This is a genomic window from Brevundimonas sp. (genome assembly GCF_016463295.1).
Taxonomy (GTDB): Bacteria; Pseudomonadota; Alphaproteobacteria; order Caulobacterales; family Caulobacteraceae; genus Brevundimonas.
The window spans coordinates 1-16,338 of record NZ_JAEMRO010000027.1 but is presented as its reverse complement, the minus strand read 5'-3'; the positions used below and the strand labels follow the sequence as shown (position 1 = coordinate 16,338).

Below are 16,338 nucleotides of genomic sequence, written 5' to 3'. Positions count from 1 at the left end.
CCTCCCTGAACGTCTCTAGCGGCCCGTCCGCTCCCAGCCATAGGCGACCCAGGCCCCATCGACCTTGCGGGCCTCGATGACGCCGTCGTCGGGGCGGCGATTACGAACCGTCATCCGGCGGCGCGCCCTCAGGGCCAGTCCGGCGAAGAAGACCAGCACGGCGGCGAACACGGCGAAGACCGCGACCGCTGCGGCGGCGAACACGGCCAGGACGGCACCGACCGCCATGGCCACCATGGTCGCGATCACGCCACCCAGCCACACCACCGGCGCGAACAGGTTGCCGGAGGAACGGCGGCCTTGCGGGCCGAGGGCGATGCGGTCGGACGGGCTCATGTCTTCACCTTTGCTGGGCGCTGCGAACAACGCCTTGGACGCAATGTCGGTCCATCCCCATGAACCGTCAATGACCGACGCATCACAGGACGGTGTAGGGCGTCGTTTCGTCTCAGTAGGGCTGGTCGGCCAGGACCGTCGCCCCTGACGCCCGCGCCCGATCGGCCTGGACCCGGCGCACCAGAGCCTCCGCCTGCGGATCGTTCATGACGCCACCGATACCGACCAGGACCCTGGCCGCCTCGCTGGACACGCCGAACGCATCGGACAGGGCCTCGAACGGCGACTGCGGCGTCGGATAGCGTTTGAAACGCACCGAATCGCCGGCCGGAATCTTGGCCAGTTCCCGCGCCTTGGCGACCGCCTCGGTCAGGCCGCCCAGTTGGTCGACCAGACCCAGACCCTGAGCCTGCGCCCCAGTCCAGACCCGTCCACGCGCGATCTGGCGCACGCGGTCGGGCGACAGCTTGCGACCGGTCGCCACACGCGTGATGAACTCGTCATAGGTCCGGTCGATCTGGGCCGCGAAGGCCGTGCGCTGCTCGGGCGTAAAGGGCTCCGACGGCGAGAAGGCGCTGGCATAGTCGCCGCCGACCGACAGGCCGCGCATGTCCACGCCGAACCGGCCCAAGGCATCGGCCAGCACGAACTTGCCGCCGAACACGCCGATGGAGCCGGTCAGGGTCGAGGGCTGGGCCACGATCCAGTCCGCTTCCGAACTGATCCAGTAACCCCCGGACGCCGCATAGTCGCCCATCGACACCACCACCGGCTTGCCCGCCGCCCTGGCCGCGCGCACCGCCGCCAGGATCTGCTCCGAAGCATCGGGCGAGCCGCCGGGCGAGGAGACGCGGAAGACGATGGCCTTCACGGCATCGTCTTTGATGGCCTGATAGATGGCCTCGGCCGTGTCGTCGGAACTGATCTGCGAGCCGCCACCGAAGCCGCCGCTGCCCGTACCCGTCATGATCGCGCCTTCACCGCCCACAATGGCGATGGCCGAACTGCCCGACCCGGTGCGCTCGCCCTTGGACGCGGCATAGTCGGAAAACTCCATCAACTCGGAGCCACTGCCCGCCAGCCGCTTGATCTCGGCCTCAGCCTCCTCGACCTGGCCGATCTTGTCGATCAGACGATTCTGCAGCGCCTGGGCCGAGGAATAGGGGCCGGCCTCGATCACGGTACGCAGGGCCTGCGGCGTCTGTTTGCGATCCTGGGCCGCATTGGCCAGCGACGTCGTATAGATGGACGTCATCCAGGCCGACATCGCCTCGCGGTGCTCGGGCGTGAAGTCGTTCTCGGTGAACTCGTTGACGGCGTTCTTGTATTCGTAGCGCTGCTCGAACTGGGCATCGACGCCGTAGCGTTCGAAGGCGCGGCCCAGGAAGATGGAGTCCGCCGAAAAGCCCGCCAGCTGGAAGGCCGAGGTGTTCTGCATCCACAGCTGGTCCGCAGACGCGCCGACCATATAGCTGCTGACCGCGGTGCCGATGGGCATGAAGCCCTGGCTGTGGGCGATCACCGTCTTGCCCTTGGCGCGGAAGCGGCGAATGGCCTGACGGATTTCGTCGGCGGCGGCAGGGGTCATCCCCGCCTCGGGCAGGCGGATCAGCAGGCCCTTCACCTTGGCGTCGTCCCCGGCCTGGGCCAGGGTGTCGACGATCTGCAGAGTCGACAGGCCCGAGCCGCCGAAGGCCGCGAACGGATTGGTCGGCGTCTGGTCGGTCACGCCCTCGCGCAGGTCCAGCTCGATTACCGTATTGCCGGGCGTCGCCGGCTTGGACGAGGCGGAGGCGACGATGATGCTGATGAAGACGACCGGAATGACCACAAAGAACAGCAGCAGGCCGGCGAACACGCCGCCCATGGTCAGAAAGAATTGCTTCATGGTGTCGTCGAAAACCTGATCCGGACCGGCACTGGCCCTGGGGCCAGCATAGGGCGGCCTCCGTCCCGGTCAAATGAAGGTCCCGTAATCAACCGCGCCGCTCGACCATTACGCTGCGCTGCAACACGCGCATTGATGAGGCGCATCGAAACCCCTATATCAGCCGCCTGCGAGCGGGGGCCTATTGCCCCGCGTCTAATGGACCGCACGCCCATGCTGGTCACGATGATGAAGGCCAAACTGCACCGCGCGACGGTGACCCAGGCCGATCTGGACTACGAAGGCTCCATCGCCATCGACATGGAGTTGCTGGAGGCTGCCGGCATCTTTCCGCACGAACAGGTCGATGTGCTGAACATCACCAATGGCGCGCGCTTCACCACCTATGCCATCGAGGCCCCGCGCGGGTCGAAGGTCATCGGCGTCAACGGTGCCGCCGCCCGCCTGGTCCAGAAGAACGACAAGGTCATCGTGGTCACCTACGGCCAGATGCCCCAGGAAGAGGCTGGCCAGTGGAGCCCCTCCGTCGTGCTGCTGGACGACGGCAACGCGATCAAGCGCGCAGCCTGAAACTCGGCTTGACCACAGGCTGACGACGGCGTTGTCTCAGGGCGTTCGCACCCGGACAGACTGACGTTGAGCGCCACCATGATCCGCATCCTGTCCGCCCTGCGCTGGCCGCTGTTCGCCGCCTATGTGCTGGCGGGCGGCGCCGCGGTGATGATGGCCACGCCGATCGGACTGAGCGCGCTGGGTCTTTCGCTGGACAGCCTCAGCTTCCTGCCCGCCCGCATCCTGACCGCCCCATGGAGCCTTGTGCCTCTGGTCGCCGGCCTGGATTCCGTGACCACCCTGGCCGTCTTCATCATCGGCTATGGCTTCAACGTCGCCATGCTGATGGTGGTGGCGCGGGAGTGGACGTACGACCCCTCCCCGCCCGCGACGGACGAGGAAGGGTCGCTACTCTGACCTAGCGGTTCAGGTCGTACACGCCCGTGATGTCGATACGGATCGTCAGCTCGCCCGCCGCGACCGGGGTCGAGGCTCCGGCGTCCATCGACATGGCGCGAGCCGCATACATCGGCATCGGCGGCTGGGGCGCATAGCCACCGCCTTCCGACAGCGAGCGGATGCTGCCAAGCGGCGTGCCCAGGGCATCGGCGTACAGCGCTGCCTTGGCCTGCAGGTTGCGCACCGCCAGACGACGCGCCTCGTTCTCGGCCGACGACGGATCCTTCAGACCGAAGCTGATGCCGTCGATCTGGTTGACGCCCGCGGCGACCACGGCATCGGCGGTGGTTCCGACCTTCGACAGATCGTTGATGATCACCGTCACCCGGTTGTTGGCCTGATAGCCGCGCAGTTTCGGCGGTTCGTTCTGGACGTAGTCATATTGGGCCGACAGGTTCAGCCCGCTGGTCTGGACGTCGCGCTCATTGATTCCGGCGCGGCGCAGGGCGGCCATGACCTGGGTCATCCGGGTCGCGTTCAGCTGCATCGCCTCGGCGGCGGTGGCGGCTTCGGTCACGACGCCGAAACTGATGGTCGCCATGTCCGGCGCGGCCTTGACCTCGCCATAGGCCGACAGGTTCAGCGACGGGCGCTCGGTCACCGCCTGTATGGTCAGGGGCGCGCCGCCGTTCGGCTGCGACTGGGCCATGGCCGTGGTGGTCATCAGGCCCGACGCCATCATGACGCCGCCCAGAACCAGGGCGCGGGAAAGGGTTTTCATCTTGGTCTCCGTAACTCAGTGACGATCCATCCGGCGTGACCGTGTCGATCAACCGTGTCGCCACAGTGACGCTACCCGCCTGAACGCCGGGACGGTGACGGCGACAGACGCCGTTCATCTGCATGAATTCGCAGACAGGCGCGCGGTTGCAGACCGCTCTTGGCAAGCCCGCCGCCGCCCTGCTAGGCCACGGCGACGGCGGGCGTGTAGCTCAATGGTTAGAGCCGACCGCTCATAACGGTCTGGTTGGGGGTTCGAGTCCCTCCACGCCTACCGGTCCGACCATGAAAACGGCCCCGGACGCGGCGCGTCGGGGCCGTCTCAGAACAGGTGTTTCGCCTGACCTAGAAGCGCGCGGCCAGCGTTACGCGAAACCCGTGGTAGGCCAGTTCGTCATTGGTCCGGCGCTGGTCGGTACCCGCCGGATTGACGATCAGGAACGGATTGGTCGGCGGTGCGGTCCCGGGTCCGGTACGCACGGTCAGGCCCTCGTCGGCATCCAGGCTGGTGTAGAGATACTCGGCCCCGACCGTGAAGCGATCGTTCAGCCAGGTCTCGACGCCAAAACCGGCCTGATAGCCCGTCGCGTCCTGCTCGGAGACCAGGGGTGTAAAGCTGTTGGCGGCATTGGTCGTGAAGTAGCTGTCGGTCACCTTGGCGAAGGCGGCACCGCCGGTCACATAGGCCAGGGTGCGGCCGAAGGCATAGCCGCCGCGCAGACGGGCCGCATAGACCACGTCCTCGATCTCGCGATTGAACTGATAGGCGGCGGGCGTGATGCTGAAGGCGGTGTTGAAATCTTCAACGTCTACCGCCGCCGCCTCGGCCACGATGCCATAGACCCACGGTCCGGACTGAAAGTCCCAGCCCGCGCGGACCGCAAAGTCGCCCTTGACGTTGTCGTCGTCGGTGCAGCCCGAGGCGAAGTTGTTGGCATTGGCCTTCCCACCACAGAAGCCACCGGGGTTGGCCGTCGTCGGGCCAAAGGCATCCACGCCGCCCGTGGTGCGGACCGTGTCGCTGAAGTTGCCGTCCAGATTGGTGTCGAAGATCACGCGTTCATCTTCGTCATCGTCGGCAACCGCTCCGCCTGCGGACAGACCGATATAGGGGCCGCTCCAGTCCTGGGCCGCAGCCGTCCCCGCCATTGCCAGCAAACTCGTTGCCGCCACAGCGGCCAGTGTGATGTGTCGCATGTCTGTCCCTCCGTCTGACCGGATAGCGGCCAATCCTGCGTCAGCTACGCCCGGCAGGCGCAGTCGGATGCAGGTCGGAAAACCGGCTGTCGTGAAGTCTTCCAGACCTCGCATCGGCGGGCATGACGGCCTATATCCGCGCGCCCACGCCAAAACTGAGACCTGCCGCATGTCCTACATTGCCCGCGACGACCGCCCCGCCGACAAGGCCGCCCGCTATGCCGAGGTCAAGGCCGAGATTCTGGCCGTGCTGGAGGGCGAGCCAAACCGTGTGGCGCGCATGGCCACCGTCGCCTCCATGCTGGCGGACGCCTTTCCGCTCTTCTTCTGGACCGGCTTCTATGTGGTCGACGAGACGAAGACGGATGAACTGGTCGTTGGCCCCTACCAGGGCACTCTTGGCTGCCTCCGGATCGCCTTCGGGCGCGGCGTCTGCGGGACGGCAGCCAGCACGCGCCAGACCCAGATCGTCGAGGACGTCCACGCCTTCCCCGGCCACATCGCCTGCGACGCCCGCTCGGCCAGCGAGATCGTGGTGCCGGTCGTCGATGCGGCGGGCCAGTTGATCGCCGTCTTCGATGTGGACGCCACCGAAGTCGCCGCCTTCGATGCGGTGGATGCGGAGGCTCTGGAGCGGCTGATGGCCAAGGTGTTCGCCGCCTGACGACCGAATTTGACGCAGCCTCATGACATAGTCTTTCGACCCTGCCACGCTGGCACCCCGGCGGCGCGGTCGATGCGCTGACCGTCACCAGGTGGACTGAGTGGACTCAGTGGACTGTATTTTTTCGGAGCGCCGACCATGAGCAACCGCGTCATCATCGTCACCGGAGGTCACGGCGACCTGGGCCGGGCCGTGGTCGAACAGGCCCTGGCGGACGGATTGAGTGTCGCCATCATCGACCACGCCATGGGCCACGCGGCTCCGGCGGGGGTTCAGGAACTGGGCGGCGTCGACCTGACGGATCCGGCGGCGGCGGACAAGGCCATCGCGGCCGTCATGACCCGCTTTGGCCGCATCGACGCCCTGCTGAACATCGCCGGCGGCTTCGTCTGGCAGACGACGGACGCCGACAAGCCGGCCTGGGACCGCATGTTCGCCCTGAACCTGACCACTGCCCTGAACGCCAGCCGCGCCGCCCTGCCCCATCTGAAGGCATCGGACGAAGGCCGGATCGTCAATGTCGGGGCCAATGGCGCGCTGCGCAGTGCGGCGGGCATGGGGGCCTATGCGGCCTCCAAGGCGGCGGTGCACCGCCTGACCGAAAGCCTGGCAGAAGAGCTGAAGACCACCTCCGTCACCGTCAACGCCGTCCTGCCCTCCATCCTGGACACCCAGCGTAACCGCGCCGACATGCCGGATGCCGATCCTTCGACCTGGGTCGCGCCCGCCGATCTGGCGCGGGTCATGCTGTTTCTCGCCTCGCCCGACAGCCGCGCCATGACCGGGGCACTGGTGCCGGTCACGGGTCGGGTGTGATGCGACCCGCGCGCAGCGTCCTCTACCTCCCCGCCTCCAACGCCCGGGCCATTGAAAAGGCGCGCTCCCTCGCCTGCGACGCGGCCATCCTCGATCTGGAAGACGCTGTCGCGCCCGAGGCCAAGATCGAGGCGCGCGCCGCAGCCGTCGCTGCGGTTCGAGCGGGCGGCTTCGGCCCCCGTCTGGGCGTCCGCATCAATGCGCTCGATACGGAATGGGGAGCCGACGACCTGACCGCCCTCGCAGACACAGCCGTTGACGTGGTCGTCGTTCCCAAGGTCGAGGGTGCGGCGGCACTGAGCGAGGTGGCAAGCCGGCTCACGGATAGCAACGCCTTGTGGGCCATGATCGAGACGCCGCGCGCCCTGCTGGCCCTGAACGACATCGCCGCCAGCGGTGGCCCGCTTGAGGCCCTGATGCTGGGCACCAACGATCTTGTGACCATGCTCCGGACGGGCCCGTCCCCCGACCGCGAACCGCTGAAACCCTGGCTGGCCCAGATGGTCGCCACGGCCCGCGCGCACGGCCTGCTGGCCATCGACGGCGTCTTCAATCGCTTTACCGATACCGAGGGCTTCGCCGCCGAATGCGCTCAAGGCCGTCTCTATGGCTTCGACGGCAAGAGCCTGATCCATCCGTCCCAGATCGAAGGGGCCAACGCCGCCTTCGCGCCGACCGAGGCCGAGATCGCCCAGGCCCGCGCCATCGTGGCCGCGTTCAGCGCAGCCGAGGCGGCCGGCTGCGGTGCCATCCAGATCGACGGCCAGATGGTCGAGCGCCTGCATCTGGCGGCCGCCAAACGCATCCTGGAGCAACACGCCGCGACCGACCGACCGTCCCTCTCGACCAAGGCCTCACACGCGCCTATCTAGGGCGTCGTCAAATGCAACCGACGCTCTCCCCAGCGCCGTCCACCCGAGGGCCAAGGCCCTCAAGCAACGAGACGCCGCGCGTCGCGTGATAGGGCCACTTTCCAACATGACACACGCCGTCATCGCCGCCACCGGGCTGTTCACGCCCGACCAGTCGATCTCCAACGAGGAACTGGTCAGCGCCTATAACGCCTATGCCGACGCCTATAACGCCGAGCATGCGGCCCAGATCGTGGAGGGCGACGTCGCCCCCCTGACGCCCTCCTCGGTCGAGTTCATCGAAAAGGCCTCGGGCATCAAGTCGCGCTTTGTGCTCGACAAGGCGGGCGTGCTCGACCCCGAGCGCATGGCCCCCAACATCCCCGAGCGCGGCAATGACGAGCTGTCGATCATGGCCGAGATGGCGGTCAAAGCCGCGCAGCAAGCCATCGCCGCCTGGGGCAAGCCGGTCAGCGAGATCGGGGCGGTCCTGTGCGCCGCCTCCAACATGCCCCGCCCCTATCCGGCCCTGGCCATCGAGGTTCAGCAGGCCCTGGGCATCGAGGGCTTTGCCTTCGACATGAACGTCGCCTGTTCCAGCGCGACCTTCGGCATCAAGACGGCCGTGGACTTCATCACCGGCGGCTCGGTCAAGGCCGTGCTGATGGTCAATCCGGAGGTGTGCTCCGCCCATCTGAACTTCAAGGATCGCGACAGCCACTTCATCTTCGGCGACGTCTGCACCGCCGTGATCGTGGAGTCTTCCGACACGGCCGGCCCCGGCGGCTGGGACGTGCTGGGCACCCGGTTGAAGACCAGTTTCTCCAACAACATCCGCAACAATTTCGGCTTCCTGAACAACGCTGCGCCTGAAGGCATTGGTGCCCCCGACAAGCTGTTCATCCAGCAGGGGCGCAAGGTCTTCAAGGACGTGGTGCCGATGGTGTCGGACATGATCGTCGACCATGCGGGCGAACTGGGCATCGATCCCACGGCCCTGAAGCGGATGTGGCTGCACCAGGCCAACATCAACATGAACCAGTTCATCGGTCGCAAGGTCCTGGGCCGCGAGCCCGAGCCGCACGAGAACGTCATCATCCTGGACGACTACGCCAACACCTCCTCCGCCGGTTCGATCATCGCCTTCCACCTGCATCACGACGGTTTCGAGGCGGGCGACACCGGCCTGATCTGCAGCTTCGGCGCGGGCTATTCGGCCGGGACGGTCTTCGTCCGGAAGCGCTGATCCTGCCGGTCCCGCTCAAGCCAGCCGCAGTAGCGGACGAGACGCCCGATCAACGGCACTGATATCTCGACGTCGAAGACGAACCGCCCTTCGGCGTCGATCCTTTCGTGAGTTCGCGTGTGTGGGGCAAGCGCCTGCGGCAGGAAGACCGGCCCCATCCGCCACCCCTCGACAGTGTAAATCAGCCGTTCGCCTTCAGGCGTCAGCCGCAACCGGAAACTCAGGGCCCCGAACCGCTCCTCGATCCGGCCATCCTCAGCGGGTTTCGACAGGACGCTGACAAACGTCCGCCCACCGATCCGCCGCCGCCAGATCGACCGGTCGCCATCGGCCTCAATCCGGACCTCGGCCTCGCAATCCGCCTGCCCGCCCGGAAAGCCCACAAGCCGCGCCACCAGAGCGGCCAGCGGACTGCTAGCCCCCTCGGTCATCGCCCGTCCACGCCAGACCGATCGACCCGGCGTCTCGTGCAGGGCCCGGATCGCGTCAGGCAGGGTCCCAAAGGCCGGGCCGATGGCGCGGGCAAACAGGCTGGCTCGCGTCTCGATGATCTCGGTCGCCAGGCCATGCGGCTCCATCTCCGCTTCGATGTCGTCCAGCGACAGCAGGCCGACGCACGGCCCGGCTCCCGTCGGCAACCGGCCCGCCGCAATCGCCTTGATCGCCGCCAGCGCCGGAAGGCTGGGCGTCACTGGCCCCTCGCCCGGCTCCGCCACCAGACGCCAGACGGCGCGCACCGCCCGCCCATCGCCATCGACCCCCAAGGCGTCGCCCCGCATCGCGCCCCGGTCCGAACCAACAACGGAAATCCAGCCAGACAGGCGAGCCAGAAGACCCGCCAGCGGCACCGGATCGAACCGAAACACCGCGACCAGCCTGGCCAGCAACCATGCCCCCAGATGCGCGGGCCACGGCTCCAGCCCGGCCAGAAACAGAGCCCGATCCCTCGGCCTGAACCGCGAAGGCAGCAGGTCCAGATCGGGCGTTTCGCACAGACTGACCCACCGCCGCCCCGCCTGTCCGAAGTCGCGTCGATGAAGGCCGCCCCATCCGCGTCGTTCGGCCCAGCCTTCGTCGTAGAACACCCGCACCGGCCGCCCCAGCCAGGACAGGATGGCCTGCATGACCGACAGGCCCCGTGGAGCCCTCGCGCCCGGCGAGATGGCGGCCTCGACCGACACCACCTCGCGCCACCCCTGTGTGAGGCGGTCCAGCACGGCGTGCGACAGGGCCGGCGTCGAACTGCACCCTGTCAGAGCCACCACACCCGCCGCCCTGGCCGCCGCGTCCAGGGCAGGAAACGCCGCCACGAAATCCCGCCCGTCGGCCAGATCGACATAGGACAGGCCTGCCGCGATCGCCGCCCGCGCCACCGTCGGCTGTGCACCCTGAAACGGTCCGGCGGCATCGGCGACGATGGTCGCGCCGGTCGCGGTCAGGTCCGTCGGCGTGACGGTCGCCGTATCGATCCGCGCGGTGGCGATATCCGCATCCGGGAAGACGCCTCTCAGTTGCAGGGTCACCGCCTCTGCCCGCCGCTCATCCCGACCGGCGACCACGAGGCCGAACCCGTTTCGCAACAGCCCCTCGGCCAGCCGCGACCCGAACACACCGCCTGCGCCGATCACCAGGACGCGCGTCACGCGATGAACCGGTCGCGGTCTTCGGCTGACGGGACCATGCAGGCATCGGTGCGGCCGAAGATCCGATAACGGTTCTGCGCGATCAGATCGTAGACCGGATTTCGCAGCCCGGTCGGCACAACCCGAAGCATGCGCAGGCCGCGTGTCGCCGGCAGTTCTGCCAGAACCGCAAGCGCGGCATCCGACTTGAACCAGATGCACTCGTCCAGAATGACGGCATTGGTCTGGGGCGCATCCGCATCGATGCCATAGCGGGCGGCCAGCGCCCGGCCCGCCTCGCTCTGGATCGCGACGAAGCGGAAACGGCGCTCTGGGTCGCGATCGATCACGAACCGGACCCAGCGCGAGCAGAAGACGCAGACCCCGTCGAACAAGATCAATCCGTCCGGCTCGCCCGGCGCGGGGCGCGGCGACCACCGGTTCATGACATCACCTGCTGCATCACCGGCGACCTTGCGACGGCACGAGGCGCGTCACAAGGCGACATACCGCGCAGAGGGTCTACTGCCGCGCGCGATCCGTCCGCGCGCGCACCGCCCCGAACTCCGAGGCCGGTTTCCACGTCGGCCAGTCGGTACCGTTGGCCAGGTCCAGGCCCAGGCGATACAGCAGGGTCAGGTTTTCGACCGCCGAGCTGAAATCCAGATCGGCGGACCATTCGTCGCTGGGCTTGTGATAGTCGGCCCCGAACTTGGCCTGATAGGCCGGCAGGCCCACGGCCGTGCCGCCTTCGTCCAGATCGACGCCGTGCCACGGCATCAGGGCCGGCACCCCGGCGCGGGCGAAGGGGAAGTGGTCGGACCGGTAATAATATCCCTGCTCCGGCTCGCGGTCGTCGGTGACATAGCGCCCCTCGGCCCGGGCCAGGACCTCCAGCCGGTCCTCCAGATCGTTCTGTCCCTTGCCGAAGATGGCCAGATCCTTGGTCGGGGCCGACAGCGGCAGCATGTCGATATTGATGTCCGCGACCGTCGTCTCCAACGGCCAGACCGGATCGGCGGTGTAGCCATAGGCCCCCAGCAGGCCCATCTCCTCGGCGGCCATATGGGCGAAGACGACGCTGCGCTTCGGGCGCGGGGCCTGGCTGAACTGACGCGCCGTTTCCAGCACGCCGATGGTGCCCGACGCATTGTCCCAGGCGCCGTTGAAGATGTTGTCGCCGGTCATTCCCGGATGCTGTTCCTCACCCCCGACGTGATCCCAGTGGGCGGAATAGACGATGGTCTCATTCGGACGCTCGCTGCCCTCGATGCGGGCCAGCAGATTGTGGGTGACCAGGGTGTCGATGGTTTCCTCGGCGCTGACCGACAGGCTGACGCCCGGCATTTCCACCGCCTTGAACTGGCCGCTGGCCGTCGTGGGCAGTAGCGCGGCCAGATCGACACCGGCCGCCTGGGCCAGGGCCGTCGCGGCCTCGACCGTCATCGCGCCCGAGAATTCGGTGTCGGCCGCACCCGGCGTCAGCGTCCGGCGACGGTCGTTGCCGCCCCCGACGCGCGGGACCAGGGTGATCACGCCGATGGCCCCGCGCCGCCTGGCCTCATCGGCTTTGTAGGCGCCGGACTGATAGTTGGTGGCATAGGCCCCGTTGAACAGGTCGCCCTCGGGCTCACCGGCCACCACGATGACGACCTTGCCCGTCACATCGACGTCGCCATAGTCGTCCCAGTTCCGCTCCGGGGCCGAAATGCCGTAGCCGGCGAAGACCACGCCCGCATTCTGGATATCCGCCTTGCCGTCATTGCTGACGGCGCGCAGGACGATGTCGGTGCCGACCGTAAGCGGGCGCGACTGGCCGTCCGGTCCGGCCCAGCTAGCCGTCGCCGGACGCGCGGGGGTGTAGCGTTTCAGTTCGATCGGTTGCAGCCACTGCCCGTCCGGACCGCCGGGCTGCAGCCCCATGGCCTCATACTGGGCCTGCAACCAGGCCAGGGTCATGCGCTCGCCCTCCGTGCCCGGATAGCGGCCCTGGAAGCTGTCGTCGCTGATGGTGCGAACGCCCTCGCTGAGGCGGGCGGCCGAGAAATCCTGGGCTTGGACGGCGCCGGCGGCCAGCAGCACGGCGGCGACGGCGACGCCACTCATCATCTTGCGAAACATCGGAAAGCTCCGTCCGAAAAAGGTCTGGTGCGGACATACGGGCGCAGCGGCCCTCTGGCCCATTAAGTTTTCGTCATGTCGTTCTCCCTCCCCCTCGGGGGAGGGATGTCGGCGCAAAGCGACGACAGGGTGGGAGGGGCTCGGCGCGGCAAACACCGACGCTTGCCGCTTGCCCTGGTCCTCCCCACCCGGTCGCTGCGCGACCGCCCTCCCCGACGGGGAGGGAGATTTTGGCTACTGCCGCTCGGCCGCCGTCGCTTCACGCGCGGGCGCGAACTCCGAGCCCGGCTTCCACGCGGGCCAGTCGCGGCTGTTGGCCAGGTCCAGGCCGACTTCGTACAGAACCTGCAGGTCCTCGACCTGACCGGTGAGGTCCCAGTCCGCCGACCATTCGTCCGCCGCCTGGTGATAGCGGCTGCGACCATATTCGGACCGGGTCGCCTCGCGCTGGGCGATCGGCTCGTCGCGGAAATCGCCCGTGCTGCCGCCATAGGTCATGGGCACGCCCCGCTTGGCCAGGGGGAAATGGTCGGAGCGGAAATAGCCGCCCGAGGCCGGATTGGCGTCCGGCTGGATCTCGCGCCCTTGCGCCTCAACCTTGGCCCCGATCCGCTCGTCAAAGTCCGACTGGCCGTAGCCGGTGATGCCATAGCGGGCCGTGCGGCCATAGACGTTCATGGCGTCGGCATTGAAGCCGCCGACCGTGGTGGCCAGCGGATAGACCGGATTGGACGCATAGAACTCCGAGCCCAGCAGGCCGCTCTCCTCGGCGGTGAAGCTGATCATCACGATGGAGCGTTCGGGCCGCGGCCCGGCCCCGAAGGCACGCGCGATCTCCAGCAGGCCCGCCGTGCCCGTGGCATTGTCGACCGCCCCGTTGAAGATGGTGTCGCCCTCGGCATCGGGCGCGCCCACCCCGATGTGGTCCCAGTGGGCGGTATACAGGATCGTTTCGTCCGGATGGGTCGTGCCCTCCAGCCGGGCCAGGACATTGCGGGTCGTGATCTGGCTGGTCGCCACATCGAACATGCCGCTGAAGCTCGCGCCTTCCAACTCGACCGGGCGGAAGTCGCGGCTGCGGGCCGCGACCTTCAGGGCCTCGAAATCCTGACCGGCGCGCTGGAACAGGTCCACGGCCACGTCGCGCTGGATCCAGGCCTCCATCGGCACCCGCTCGGCCGCCGCATTCTGGCGCACGATGTCGAACTGCGGGCCGGACCAGCTGTTGGTCACCGTCGCCCAGCCATAGGAGGCGGGGGCCGTCTCATGCACGATGATGACGCCCGCCGCGCCCTGACGCGCCGCCTCTTCATACTTGTAGGTCCAGCGACCGTAGTAGGTCATGGCCCGACCGCCGAAGGTGTCCAGCTCGGGCTGTTCGAAGTCGGCGTCATTGACCAGCACGACCAGTATCTTGCCGCGCACGTCGACGTCCTTGAAGTCGTCCCACTGACGCTCGGGCGCATCGATGCCGTAGCCGACGAAGACCAGCGGCGTGTCCATCAGCATGACGTGGTCGCCGGGCAGGCGGGTCGAGACCACGATCTGTTCGCCCGGCGTCAAGGGGATGGCTTCGTCGCCGACCTTCAGCTGCGCCTGGATGTTGGAAGCGGTGAAGCGGTTCAGGGTCACATCCTGCGTCCACTGACCGTTCGGGCCACCGGGCTGGAAGCCGGCGGCGGCATATTGCTCGCTCAGATATTTGACCACCATTTCCTCGGCCGGTGTGCCGATGCCACGCCCTTGAAAACTGTCGTCCGACAGGATGCGGGCGTGTTCGGACAGCCGCGCGGTGTCGAAGGTCGGGGCCTGCTGCGCCAGCACGGGCGAGGACATCATCAGGGCGGCGGCGAGCGCGGCGGCGGACACGGACAAACGCATGGAAGACACCTTCAAAATCTCTGGATCTCTGAACGTTAGGACACCCGTCAGGCGGTGTCGATGCGACGGACCCGGGCACCCGACACGAAAAACCCGCCGCGGCCGGAGCCGGGCGGGCTGATCGTTCGACAGGAGGAGCGAACCCTTAGTGGGCCACGCCTTTCCAGATGCGGCGGTAGCTCATGTAGGTCAGGCCCGCGAACAGGAACAGGAAGACCATCACGCCCACGCCGGCCTGTTTGCGCTGGACCTGCTTGGGATCCGAGGCCCAGGCGATATAGGCGGCGACGTCCTTGGAATACTGATCCACCGTCTGGGCGGAACCGTCGTCATAGGTCACCTGACCGTCGCGCAGAGGCGCGGCCATGGCGATGAAGCCGCCGTAGGGTACCGGGCCCTCGCCGGTCCAGAACGGCGTCAGATCCCCGGCCATATAGGGGTTGTAGTTCTGGCCGGGGAGAACCTGCAGTCCTGCTGGAGCCGGCTTGTAGCCCGACAGCAGGGAGTAGATGTAGTTGGCCCCGTCGTGACGCGCCTTGGCCATGACCGACAGGTCGGGCGGGGCGGCTCCACCGTTGGCGGCGGCGGCGGCCACAGCGTTCGGATAGGGGCTGGGGAAGCGGTCGGCGGCGACGCCGTCGCGCATGATGGGCTCGCCGGTTTCCGAATCGATGTCCGGAACCTGAACCTCGGCGGCCAGCACCTTCACGAAGCGGTTGGCGGCGGGGTTCTCCTGATGCGAATCGTAGAACGGACCGCCCGGCTCGGCCAGGGTCCGGAAATACATCAGGTTCATGCCGTGGCAGGCCGAGCAAACCTCGCGGTAAACCTTGTAACCGCGCTGCAGCTGGCCCTGATCGAAGGAACCGAACGGCCCCTCGAACGAAAACCCACCCGAGCGCGGGTGCTTGGCCTCACCGGCGGCCAGGGCGGGCGAAGCCGCCACGGCCAGGCCCACAGCGGCGGCGATCATGACCAGGGTCTTCTTCATGGTGTTCGTCTTCAGGCTCATGGTCGCGATCAGCCCTTCTTCTCGGCCGAGGCGGGAACAGCCCCGCTCATGGCGTCGCTGGTGCCCAGCACTGGCTCGGAGATGGTCGCAGGGATCCGGCGCGGCGTCTCACGCAGGCCCACCAGCGGCATGATCACCAGGAAGAAGGCGAAGTAGTACAGCGTCAGGAAACGCGTCAGCCACAGATAGGAGTTCAGGTCCCCATCGATCAGGGTGAAGGTCTTGAACGACCCGATGACGGGCGCATCCGGCAGTTGCCCGCCGCACCAGCCCAAGCCCAGGCCAACCAGCACGAAGATGACGAAGAAGGTCCGCATCGTCGGGCGATAGCGCATCGACCGCACCTTGGACGTATCCAGCCAGGGCAGGACGAACAGGACGCCAATGGCCGCGAACATGGCGACCACGCCGCCGAACTTGTCCGGCACCGCCCGCAGGATGGCGTAGAAGGGCAGCATGTACCACTCGGGCACGATGTGCGCCGGCGTCACCAGCGGATTGGCGGGGATGTAGTTGTCCGCATGACCCAGGGCATTGGGCATGAAGAAGACGAAGAAGGCGAACAGGATCAGGAACAGGATGATCGCGAACCCGTCCTTGACCGTATAGTACGGGTGGAAGGGCAGCATGTCCTTCTTGGCGCGATCCTTGGGGATCAGGATGCCGACGGGGTTGTTCTGACCGGCGTGGTGCAGGGCCCACAGGTGCAGGACCACACAGCCCGCGATCACGAACGGCAGCAGATAGTGTAGCGAGAAGAAGCGGTTCAGCGTCGCATTGTCGATCGCCGGGCCACCGCGCAGCCAGATCAGCACTGGCTCGCCGATGACCGGGATGGCCCCGATCAGATTGGTGATCACCTCGGCACCCCAGAAGGACATCTGCCCCCAGGGCAGGACGTAGCCCAGGAAGGCGGTCGCGATCATCAGGAAGAAGATCACGCAGCCCATGATCCAGATCATCTCGCGCGGGG

The 16,338-nt window shown here is 67.2% G+C and carries 16 protein-coding genes and 1 tRNA gene; 7 read left to right on the top strand and 10 right to left on the bottom strand.

The features are described from left to right. Positions 1 to 15: 15 nt before the first annotated feature. Together JHC81_RS07735 and sppA are read right to left on the bottom strand one after the other, a co-directional pair. A complete protein-coding gene (locus tag JHC81_RS07735; protein ID WP_292172903.1) occupies positions 16 to 336 on the bottom strand; it encodes a hypothetical protein in 321 nt (106 codons plus the stop codon). Positions 337 to 448: 112 nt separating this feature from the next. Further along, positions 449 to 2,224: a signal peptide peptidase SppA gene (sppA, locus tag JHC81_RS07730; RefSeq protein ID WP_292172901.1), complete on the bottom strand. Its 1,776-nt coding sequence runs from the start codon at positions 2,222 to 2,224 to the stop codon at positions 449 to 451. A gap of 213 nt (positions 2,225 to 2,437) precedes the next feature. Here sppA and panD point away from each other — a divergent pair, with 213 nt between their 5' ends. Then, on the top strand, positions 2,438 to 2,794 hold the full coding sequence (gene panD / locus JHC81_RS07725; RefSeq protein WP_292172898.1) for an aspartate 1-decarboxylase: 357 nt from the start codon (positions 2,438 to 2,440) through the stop codon (positions 2,792 to 2,794). 66 nt (positions 2,795 to 2,860) lie between these two features. Next, positions 2,861 to 3,193 carry a hypothetical protein gene (locus JHC81_RS07720; RefSeq protein ID WP_292172896.1) on the top strand — a complete coding sequence of 111 codons (333 nt, stop codon included), beginning with the start codon at positions 2,861 to 2,863 and terminating at the stop codon, positions 3,191 to 3,193. Position 3,194: 1 nt separating this feature from the next. On the opposite strand, the gene JHC81_RS07715 is transcribed toward JHC81_RS07720, so the two are convergent. Further along, a complete protein-coding gene (locus tag JHC81_RS07715) occupies positions 3,195 to 3,956 on the bottom strand; it encodes an SIMPL domain-containing protein (RefSeq protein ID WP_292172895.1) in 762 nt (253 codons plus the stop codon). Between the two features lie 200 nt (positions 3,957 to 4,156). Here JHC81_RS07715 and JHC81_RS07710 point away from each other — a divergent pair. Then, positions 4,157 to 4,229 (top strand) — tRNA-Ile (locus tag JHC81_RS07710). Positions 4,230 to 4,300: 71 nt separating this feature from the next. Here JHC81_RS07710 and JHC81_RS07705 read toward each other — a convergent pair. Further along, positions 4,301 to 5,152, bottom strand: coding sequence for an outer membrane beta-barrel protein (locus JHC81_RS07705; protein ID WP_292172892.1), 852 nt, complete (start codon positions 5,150 to 5,152; stop codon positions 4,301 to 4,303). Positions 5,153 to 5,321: 169 nt separating this feature from the next. On the opposite strand from JHC81_RS07705, the gene JHC81_RS07700 reads away from it, so the two are divergent. From JHC81_RS07700 to JHC81_RS07685, 4 genes are all read left to right on the top strand, one after another. Next, positions 5,322 to 5,816 (top strand): GAF domain-containing protein, encoded by a 495-nt coding sequence (locus JHC81_RS07700; protein ID WP_292172889.1) that lies wholly within the window; start codon positions 5,322 to 5,324, stop codon positions 5,814 to 5,816. 138 nt (positions 5,817 to 5,954) lie between these two features. Beyond that, positions 5,955 to 6,632 (top strand): SDR family NAD(P)-dependent oxidoreductase, encoded by a 678-nt coding sequence (locus JHC81_RS07695; RefSeq protein ID WP_292172886.1) that lies wholly within the window; start codon positions 5,955 to 5,957, stop codon positions 6,630 to 6,632. Further along, a complete protein-coding gene (locus JHC81_RS07690) occupies positions 6,632 to 7,504 on the top strand; it encodes a CoA ester lyase (RefSeq protein ID WP_292172884.1) in 873 nt (290 codons plus the stop codon). The genes JHC81_RS07695 and JHC81_RS07690 overlap by 1 nt, the downstream gene beginning before the upstream one ends. 106 nt (positions 7,505 to 7,610) lie before the next feature. Next, a complete protein-coding gene (locus JHC81_RS07685) occupies positions 7,611 to 8,729 on the top strand; it encodes a beta-ketoacyl-ACP synthase III (RefSeq protein ID WP_292172882.1) in 1,119 nt (372 codons plus the stop codon). Here the strand turns inward: JHC81_RS07685 and JHC81_RS07680 are convergent. The 6 genes from JHC81_RS07680 to JHC81_RS07655 form a co-directional block, all read right to left on the bottom strand. Further along, complete coding sequence (locus JHC81_RS07680) at positions 8,693 to 10,372, bottom strand: DUF4166 domain-containing protein (protein WP_292172880.1); 1,680 nt, start codon at positions 10,370 to 10,372, stop codon at positions 8,693 to 8,695. The genes JHC81_RS07685 and JHC81_RS07680 overlap by 37 nt on opposite strands. Then, positions 10,369 to 10,797, bottom strand: coding sequence for a DCC1-like thiol-disulfide oxidoreductase family protein (locus JHC81_RS07675; protein ID WP_292172879.1), 429 nt, complete (start codon positions 10,795 to 10,797; stop codon positions 10,369 to 10,371). The genes JHC81_RS07680 and JHC81_RS07675 overlap by 4 nt, the downstream gene beginning before the upstream one ends. Positions 10,798 to 10,873: 76 nt before the next feature. After that, positions 10,874 to 12,472: a M28 family peptidase gene (locus JHC81_RS07670; protein ID WP_292172876.1), complete on the bottom strand. Its 1,599-nt coding sequence runs from the start codon at positions 12,470 to 12,472 to the stop codon at positions 10,874 to 10,876. Positions 12,473 to 12,706: 234 nt separating this feature from the next. After that, positions 12,707 to 14,353: a M28 family metallopeptidase gene (locus JHC81_RS07665; RefSeq protein ID WP_292172873.1), complete on the bottom strand. Its 1,647-nt coding sequence runs from the start codon at positions 14,351 to 14,353 to the stop codon at positions 12,707 to 12,709. A gap of 145 nt (positions 14,354 to 14,498) precedes the next feature. Further along, positions 14,499 to 15,365 (bottom strand): cytochrome c1, encoded by an 867-nt coding sequence (locus tag JHC81_RS07660; RefSeq protein ID WP_292172871.1) that lies wholly within the window; start codon positions 15,363 to 15,365, stop codon positions 14,499 to 14,501. Between the two features lie 8 nt (positions 15,366 to 15,373). Beyond that, a partial coding sequence (locus tag JHC81_RS07655; protein WP_292172869.1) for a cytochrome b N-terminal domain-containing protein occupies positions 15,374 to 16,338 on the bottom strand: 965 nt, incomplete at its 5' end.

Bases quoted from the DNA above. Each gene is read 5' to 3' on its own strand.
- JHC81_RS07735 (WP_292172903.1), bottom strand. From the start codon at position 336: ATGAGCCCGTCCGACCGCATCGCCCTCGGCCCGCAAGGCCGCCGTTCC.
- sppA (WP_292172901.1), bottom strand. From the start codon at position 2,224: ATGAAGCAATTCTTTCTGACCATGGGCGGCGTGTTCGCCGGCCTGCTG.
- panD (WP_292172898.1), top strand. From the start codon at position 2,438: ATGCTGGTCACGATGATGAAGGCCAAACTGCACCGCGCGACGGTGACC.
- JHC81_RS07715 (WP_292172895.1), bottom strand. From the start codon at position 3,956: ATGAAAACCCTTTCCCGCGCCCTGGTTCTGGGCGGCGTCATGATGGCG.
- JHC81_RS07705 (WP_292172892.1), bottom strand. From the start codon at position 5,152: ATGCGACACATCACACTGGCCGCTGTGGCGGCAACGAGTTTGCTGGCA.
- JHC81_RS07700 (WP_292172889.1), top strand. From the start codon at position 5,322: ATGTCCTACATTGCCCGCGACGACCGCCCCGCCGACAAGGCCGCCCGC.
- JHC81_RS07695 (WP_292172886.1), top strand. From the start codon at position 5,955: ATGAGCAACCGCGTCATCATCGTCACCGGAGGTCACGGCGACCTGGGC.
- JHC81_RS07690 (WP_292172884.1), top strand. From the start codon at position 6,632: ATGCGACCCGCGCGCAGCGTCCTCTACCTCCCCGCCTCCAACGCCCGG.
- JHC81_RS07685 (WP_292172882.1), top strand. From the start codon at position 7,611: ATGACACACGCCGTCATCGCCGCCACCGGGCTGTTCACGCCCGACCAG.
- JHC81_RS07675 (WP_292172879.1), bottom strand. From the start codon at position 10,797: ATGAACCGGTGGTCGCCGCGCCCCGCGCCGGGCGAGCCGGACGGATTG.
- JHC81_RS07670 (WP_292172876.1), bottom strand. From the start codon at position 12,472: ATGTTTCGCAAGATGATGAGTGGCGTCGCCGTCGCCGCCGTGCTGCTG.
- JHC81_RS07665 (WP_292172873.1), bottom strand. From the start codon at position 14,353: ATGCGTTTGTCCGTGTCCGCCGCCGCGCTCGCCGCCGCCCTGATGATG.
- JHC81_RS07660 (WP_292172871.1), bottom strand. From the start codon at position 15,365: ATGAGCCTGAAGACGAACACCATGAAGAAGACCCTGGTCATGATCGCC.